1 pseudogene is annotated in these 263 nt (G+C 67.7%); it reads left to right on the top strand.

Going from position 1 to position 263, the window contains the following annotated elements:
* Positions 1-263 (top strand): annotated as a pseudogene (locus tag JI664_RS23695) (hypothetical protein); the annotation flags it as partial.

Genomic DNA, 263 nt, shown 5'->3' with positions numbered 1-263 from the left:
CTCCAGATCAAGGAAGAGCAGGCCCGGAAAGCGCGCCGGGACAATGCGCGCGACGAAGGGCTCTGGCTTCTGGCCGAAGAGGTCCAGCGGCAATCGGGACAGGCGCTCGCGAAGGAAGTGGCCCTGTTCGAGACGCTGGTTCGCGAGATGGCCCGGGCCGTGGCAGACCAGATGGGCGTCGATTACCGGGAAACCCGCAAGGTCATGATGGACCGCTGGCGGGCGCACCGCACCGTGCGGGCCGAGCAGCTGGAGGATCTGGC

The organism is Rhodobacter sp. NTK016B, assembly GCF_017303295.1.
In the GTDB taxonomy this organism is placed as follows: domain Bacteria; phylum Pseudomonadota; class Alphaproteobacteria; order Rhodobacterales; family Rhodobacteraceae; genus Pararhodobacter.
Note: the sequence above shows the minus strand (reverse complement) of the source record. Positions and strands in the feature narration are given on the sequence as shown.